Source organism: Myxacorys sp., assembly GCF_059501405.1.
Window position 1 is genome coordinate 1 of the sequence record NZ_JCACCM010000189.1, and the last position, 6,836, is coordinate 6,836.

The following is a 6,836-nucleotide window of genomic DNA, read 5'->3' on the forward strand; positions in this document are numbered from 1 at the left end:
CTCGTCACTTGAGTTATACCATCTGTAGCCTATCTTTGGAGATTTGGTATGAGTTCATAGATATATTGTGCCTCCTCATGAATGAACACAAAAAATGTACTAGAGGTTTTTTAGCCTAGAGGCATAGCAATGTAATTACGTCTTTCTTCCGAAGGGAGACAAATTCATGCTTTAGAACGAGAGCCATTTCATCTTGATTTCATAACTGCGTGTAACGCTAAGAAAGTGTGCCAATTTGCCCCTAGCCATATGTCCTCGAAAGGCTTTTACAACTCAGGCATTTGGAACCTATTGACTCTCCAGTCAACTGGAGCATTCAGAATAACAACATCACTTTTCTGACCCTTTATCTAAGTCACAACAAACAGATGTTACGCAACTTCTTCGCAAAAACAGGTTTTCTAGCTCTAACACTAGGAGCGATCGCTACCAGCAGTTTTCTAAATGCCTGCTCCACCGCTGCTCAAAACCAAGCCCAGGCCCCCAGTCCTGCTGCGGCTGATGCTGGCTCAATGCAAGGTATGGATCACAGTAGTATGAACCACGGCAGCATGGATTTGGGTCCAGCCGACGCCGAATTTGATCTACGGTTTATCGATGCCATGACTCCCCATCATCAAGGAGCTGTTGAAATGGCAAAAGAAGCGCAGCAGAAATCCAAGCGTCCTGAAATCAGAAAGCTGGCGGCTGACATTATCAACGCTCAAGACAAAGAAATGAGCCAGATGAAGCAATGGCGGCAAGCCTGGTATCCCAAAGCCAGTGCAGAGCCAGTCGCTTACAACTCAGAAATGGGTCATTCCATGCCCATGTCTCAAGACCAAATAAAAGGCATGATGATGAACCTGGATTTAGGCGCGGCAGATGACGCGTTTGATCTGCGGTTTCTTAACGCCATGATTCCGCATCACGAAGGTGCAGTCGTGATGGCCCAAGAGGCTCTCAATAAGTCAAAGCGCCCTGAAATCAAACAGCTGGCTCAAGAAATCATGGCCTCTCAGAACGCTGAAATTAAGCAAATGCAGCAGTGGAAACAAGCCTGGTACAAGCAATAGAGTCTTGGGCTAAAAGATTTCACTTTGATTTCATTACTCTGTGAAACGCATTGATTGCTCTGTGCGAAGGAAGCGACCAAAATGACTTATCTCCCTCAACGATCAACGGCCCAGATGACAGCCTCCCTGCTCATATTGTTGCTCCTAGCAACTCCAATTCGCGTTTTTGCTCATGCTGGGCACGGCAACGAATTTCAGGGAGGAAGCCATTCAGCTCAATCGGCAGATGCCATTAAAGTCGATGCAGAAACGATGAAACAATTGGGCTTAAAAGTCGAATCTGTATCGCGTCAACGCTTAGCGTTTGGCATTAAAACCACCGGACAAATTGAATCTCTTCCCAACCAACAGGTTGAAGTGACCACTCCAGTCAGAGGAACAGTGACGCGGCTACTTGTTCAACCGGGAGATACGGTGAGTGCCGGTCAAGCCGTTGCCATTATGACTAGCCCAGAATTGGCTGAGATCCGAACTACTGCCTTAGACCGTCGATCAGAAGCGCTTGGCTCTACCCAGCAGGCACAAGCTGATTTGCGACTGGCACAGCAAAACTTTGCTCAACAACAAAAAATTGCAGTCACAGACGTGGCTCAAGCCCGGACACAACTGAGCTTTGCTCAGGAGCGATTCAACAAAGACCGGGAACTGGCTAGCAGTGGTGCCCTTCCCCGACGCACCTTTCTAGAATCGGAAACCAAACTGGCAGAAGCAAAAGCGGCTCTTACCAAAGCTGAAAGTCGCTTAGAGGTTTCAGAGGCATCGGCACAACTACGACGAGCTGAATCGGCGGTACAAGTCGCTCAATCACGAGTGCAACTGAGTGACGAAACCTATCAGACTCGCCTGCGGCAACTGGGCGCAACTGCAAACCAAGATGGCACAATCACCATAACGGCTCCGATTTCAGGCACCGTTGCCGATCGTGAAACTACTACGGGCGAATCGGGCGAGGACGCAGGCAAGAAGGTGATGACGATTATTAACGGCAGCAGTGTTCAGGTGAGCGCCAATATCTATGAGAAAGACCTTGATCGCATTCAGACTGGACAGCGAGTCCAGATGAAAATTTCCAGCGTGCCCGAGCGTACGTTTCAAGGACGCATCAGTGTGGTTGAATCAGTTGTTGAAGGGGAAACCCGCGTCGTGCCGGTAAAAGCACGACTGGACAATCCGGATGGGGCGCTGAAACCAGGGATGTTCGCAGAATTAGAAGTGTTAACTGATCGGACTGCCGCTGCCTTGTTAGCAGTTCCTAAATCAGCACTGATCACCACAAACGATAAAAAGACGATCGTCTTTGTGCAAAATGGCTCAGCGTTTCAACCGACAGAAGTCACCTTAGGTAGAGACACAGGTGAAGTGGTTGAGGTCAAGTCCGGGTTGTTTGACGGCGATCGCATTGTCACCCAACGCGCTAATCAGCTCTATGCCCAATCGCTACGAGGCGGCAGCCAGCCCGCTGCTGATCACGAGGCAGTAAATTCAGCCTCTAACCCACAGCCTTCGATTCCTTGGTGGGTTGGCGTTCCTATTGGAGGAGCGATTATGGCAGGTGCCTTTGGGGCTGGCATGGCGTGGTCAAATCGTCGCCATCGCAACAAGGAATTTGCTCCATTGTCCAACGGTCACACAAGCCATGAGTCTCTCGATGGCTTGAGCCTGACTGACTATGACACCCACACGCCAACACCTGCTTTGAAGTCAGACGGTGATCGTCATCCTCACCAACCGCACTAGGTAAACCGTCATGCTAAGTTCCATCATTCAATGGGCAATCGCTCGCCGATGGCTCGTGATTCTAGGGGCAATTGTCATCACTATTTGGATCTTCCGCACTATCATCCAGATGCCACTGGATGTATTTCCTACCTTTGCGCCGCCACAGGTTGAAATTCAAACCGAAGCGCCAGGACTTGCACCTGAAGAAGTGGAATCCTTGGTGACACTCCCCATTGAAAGCGCAATCAATGGCACACCAGGAGTTTCAGCAGTTCGGTCTTCGAGTGCAGCCAGTATTTCAGTGGTACGAGTGGTTTTTAACTGGGGCACTGATATCTACCAAGCCCGGCAGTTAGTGACCGAACGGCTACAATCTGCTCAAAGTAAACTTCCAGAAGGGATTGAGACGCCACAAATTGCTCCCATCAGCTCTCCCATTGGCACCATCGTCACCTACGCCTTTACCTCTAAAACAAGGGACTTAATGGAGGTGCGACGACTGGTCGATTGGCAAGTCACCAATCGCTTGCTGGCCGTGCCAGGAGTCACGCAAGTTATCGTGTTTGGTGGCGATGTACGACAATATCAAGTTCTGGTTGCTCCAGAGAAACTGCAAGCCTTTAAGGTGTCGTTGCAACAAGTGTCAGAAGCAGTGGCAGCGGCAAATGTGAATGCGCCAGGGGGTTATTTAATTACGCCTGATCGCGAAAAACTGATTCGAGGCATCGGGCGAATCGAGGACATTGAAGCCTTAAAACAATCGGTAATTACCGCTCGTAATGGCACTCCTGTCAGAATCACAGACGTAGCCGATGTCAAAATTGGTGCAGCAATAAAGCGTGGAGATGCTAGTGTCAACGCTGAAAAAGCAGTCGTTGCGATCGTCAATAAACAACCCCAAGCTGACACACCCACAGTTACCCGCGCTGTTGAAGCCGCAATGACTGAGGTAAAAGCAGGATTACCAGAAGGCATTCAAGTCGCCACGACGTTTCGCCAGGAAACTTATATTGATGCGTCAATCGACAATGTGCGAGAGGCATTAATTGAAGGCAGCATTATCGTTGCCTTAATCTTGATTCCGTTCTTAATGAATTGGCGCAACTTAGTGGTGTGTTTAGCAGCTCTCCCTCTGTCTTTATTGATTGGGGTGCTAGCGCTCAACTGGCTAGGACAAGGGCTAAACACCATGACTTTAGGCGGTTTGGCAGTTGCCATCGGGTCAGCAGTAGATGATGCGATCGTCGATGCCGAAAATGTCTATCGCTCCCTGCGGGAAAACAAATACTCTCCCCATCCCCGCCCCGTTTTAGAGGTGGTCTTTGAGGGGTGTCAGGAAGTGCGCGATTCTGTATTTGGAGCCACTATCATTACGATCGTTGTCTTCTCGCCCATCTTTGCACTCACCGGTGTAGAAGGCAGCATTTTTATTCCGATGGGGTTAGGCTATCTGGCAGCAGTATTGGCCTCCAGCGTTGTTGCGCTGACAGTTACGCCCGCCCTGTGCGCGATTTTGCTGCCCTATGGTCGCCTGCCTGAACGAGAGCCTTTAGTCGCTCGGTCCTTCAAAAGACTTTATCTGCCGCTACTGAAGTTTTCGATGCGGCGATCGACTCTTATTTTAGGTATTGCAGGAGCAAGTCTAGTGGCGGCAGCGATCGTAGTGCCGTCGTTTGGACGGATCTTTCTACCAGAATTTCAGGAACAATCGCTGGTCAATACGCTGCTGCTGTATCCTGGCTCATCGTTAGAAGCTACAAACAGCGCTGCCTCTGTGCTCGAACATAAACTGAAAGATAATCCCAGCTTTCAAAGCATTCAAGTCAGATCGGGACGGGCAGCAGGCGATGCCGATGCCGCAGGGGTAAACCTGACTCACCTGGATGTCGAGTTGAGCGAGACGGGGATGAAAGACCGTAAAGCCAGTGTGGAGTTGTTGCGGCAGGAGTTTAGTAACGTGCCAGGGGCAGCACCCAACGTAGGCGGCTTCATTTCTCACCGGATGGATGAAGTGCTCTCAGGGATCAGAAGCGCGATTGCCGTTAAAATCTTCGGTCCTGAACTGGAACAACTCCGCACCCTAGGGCAGCAAGTGAATGATGCCATGCAAGCGGTTGAAGGTGTGGTCGATCTCCAGCTTGAGCCCCAAATTCCGGTGGAGCAAATTCAGATTCAGTTCAATCGCGTTGCCGCTTCCCGCTATGGGTTAACGATTGGGCAACTTTCAGAAACGATTGAAACGGCATTAAATGGACGAGTGGTGTCTCAAGTTTTAGAGCAACAGCAAACCTTTGACTTAGTCGTGTGGTTAAAGCCAGAAGCGCGTCAAAGTTTAGATACCATCGGCAATTTAGTGATTGATACGCCTAGCGGCAATAGAATCCCGTTGGCACAGGTGGCAACCGTCCAAGACGGCACGGGTCCCAACACGATTAACCGTGAAAATGTTTCTCGCTTAATTGTGGTCGCTGCCAACGCCCAGGGGAGAGATTTGCGCTCGGTGGTGAGTGATATTCAAGCAAAGGTCAAGCAGCAAGTTCAAATTCCGCCAGGCTACTACATTCAGTATGCCGGGCAATTTGAAGCCGAAGAGCGGGCGTCCCAAAACATTTTGCTCTTTAGCGCCATCGCCTTTGTCGTTATCACTATCATCATGTATCTCTCGGTAAAATCAGTAGCGTCTACCGCCATGATCATGATTAACCTGCCACTAGCTCTCGTGGGGGGTGTCATTGCCGTGGCGCTAACGGGAGGAATTCTCTCGATTGCTTCACTGGTGGGATTTGTCACATTGTTTGGGGTCGCCACCCGAAATGGGTTGCTCCTGGTAGACAACTACAACACCAAGTTTGCCGCTGGAATGCCGTTAAAAGATCTTCTGATTCAAGGGTCGATGGAGCGACTCAATGCCATTCTCATGACAGCGTTTACTTCTGCCTTAGGGTTAGCGCCCCTAGTCATTGCAGGCGGACCTGGAAAAGAGCTTTTGCAACCCTTATCGATCGTTGTTCTGGGTGGACTTTTTACCTCTACAGCACTAACGCTGCTGATATTACCTGCGCTCTATGCCAGCAGGTTCGGCAAGTACCTATTTCCCAAACGATTAATTGTGGAGAACGGCAAAGTCTCTCAACGAGAGACGGAGCACCTTCAAGGAAAGGCTTAACGGTCTAAAGCCAACAGTTTTGTTGATTAACGAGGAAAAACATCATGCAATTGAAAATGAATGTAACAGCAATTTCGGCGATCGGGCTGCTATTTCTGGCCGCTTGCAGCAGCGGCAACCAAGCAACTAATTCAGCCAGTAGCCCTACTGCGCCTACGGAAACTCAGCCTTCTGTCGCTTCTCCTGCTGGTACTGCTAAAGCTACATCCGGTGAAAATCATGGTGGGCAAGGCGGACAGGTGATTGAATCGGGACCTTACCATTTGGAGCTAGTGACAGGAAAGGAGACCAGTGGGACTCATCTGGATTTGTTCTTGCAGAAAGGGGACAACCATGAAGCAATTCCCAATGCAAAAGTAACAGCTCAAGTTCAGTTGCCTGATGGCAGTCAGAAATCGTTGGCGATGAAGTACGACGCAGGCGATAAGCACTACACGGCAATTTTGCCCAGCGCCGCCGCAGGCGAGTACAAAGTTGCCATTCTATCGGACATTAACGGAGAGAAAGTGAACGGGCGCTTTAGTTTTAAACAATAACGCCCATTTCATCTTGATTTCATTTCTTATTCTTAAGCTAGAGATAAGGCTGTTCTCAATAACCAGTTTTTAGCCTGTTTAACGATTCAATTGGGAGTAAATATGAACAAATTGCACGGACTTAAGCTTGCTGCGGTCGGCACAATTGCATTCCTATCATTCTTGGTGCTTTCAGCAAGCAGCACTGTTGCCCAGGAGAAGCAGAAACCAGTTGCTCAAACTCAGAATCCTACTCCTCAATCTGAACAAATGAGCGGCTGCGGTTGCTGCAAGAAAATGATGGAGCAGAAGATGAATGATAGCCAGGGCGTTGTTGCATGAAGAGGAGTTGCGGAAGGGTGGGGCATGGTAAGTTTCAGT

At 49.5% G+C, this 6,836-nt stretch carries 5 protein-coding genes; all 5 read left to right on the forward strand.

What is annotated here, in order from left to right:
• Positions 1 to 368: 368 nt before the first annotated feature.
• The 5 genes from AC5I6P_RS26465 (at position 369) to AC5I6P_RS26485 (ending at position 6,797) form a co-directional block, all read left to right on the forward strand.
• The gene (locus AC5I6P_RS26465) at positions 369 to 1,055 is read left to right on the forward strand and encodes a DUF305 domain-containing protein (protein ID WP_495696766.1); all 687 of its coding nucleotides are present in this window, start codon (positions 369 to 371) and stop codon (positions 1,053 to 1,055) included.
• A gap of 81 nt (positions 1,056 to 1,136) precedes the next feature.
• Complete coding sequence (locus AC5I6P_RS26470) at positions 1,137 to 2,792, forward strand: efflux RND transporter periplasmic adaptor subunit (protein WP_495696767.1); 1,656 nt, start codon at positions 1,137 to 1,139, stop codon at positions 2,790 to 2,792.
• 10 nt (positions 2,793 to 2,802) lie between these two features.
• Positions 2,803 to 5,940, forward strand: coding sequence for an efflux RND transporter permease subunit (locus AC5I6P_RS26475; RefSeq protein ID WP_495696768.1), 3,138 nt, complete (start codon positions 2,803 to 2,805; stop codon positions 5,938 to 5,940).
• 44 nt (positions 5,941 to 5,984) lie between these two features.
• Positions 5,985 to 6,476, forward strand: coding sequence for a hypothetical protein (locus tag AC5I6P_RS26480; protein WP_495696769.1), 492 nt, complete (start codon positions 5,985 to 5,987; stop codon positions 6,474 to 6,476).
• Between the two features lie 102 nt (positions 6,477 to 6,578).
• On the forward strand, positions 6,579 to 6,797 hold the full coding sequence (locus tag AC5I6P_RS26485) for a hypothetical protein (RefSeq protein WP_495696770.1): 219 nt from the start codon (positions 6,579 to 6,581) through the stop codon (positions 6,795 to 6,797).
• Positions 6,798 to 6,836 lie beyond the last annotated feature (39 nt).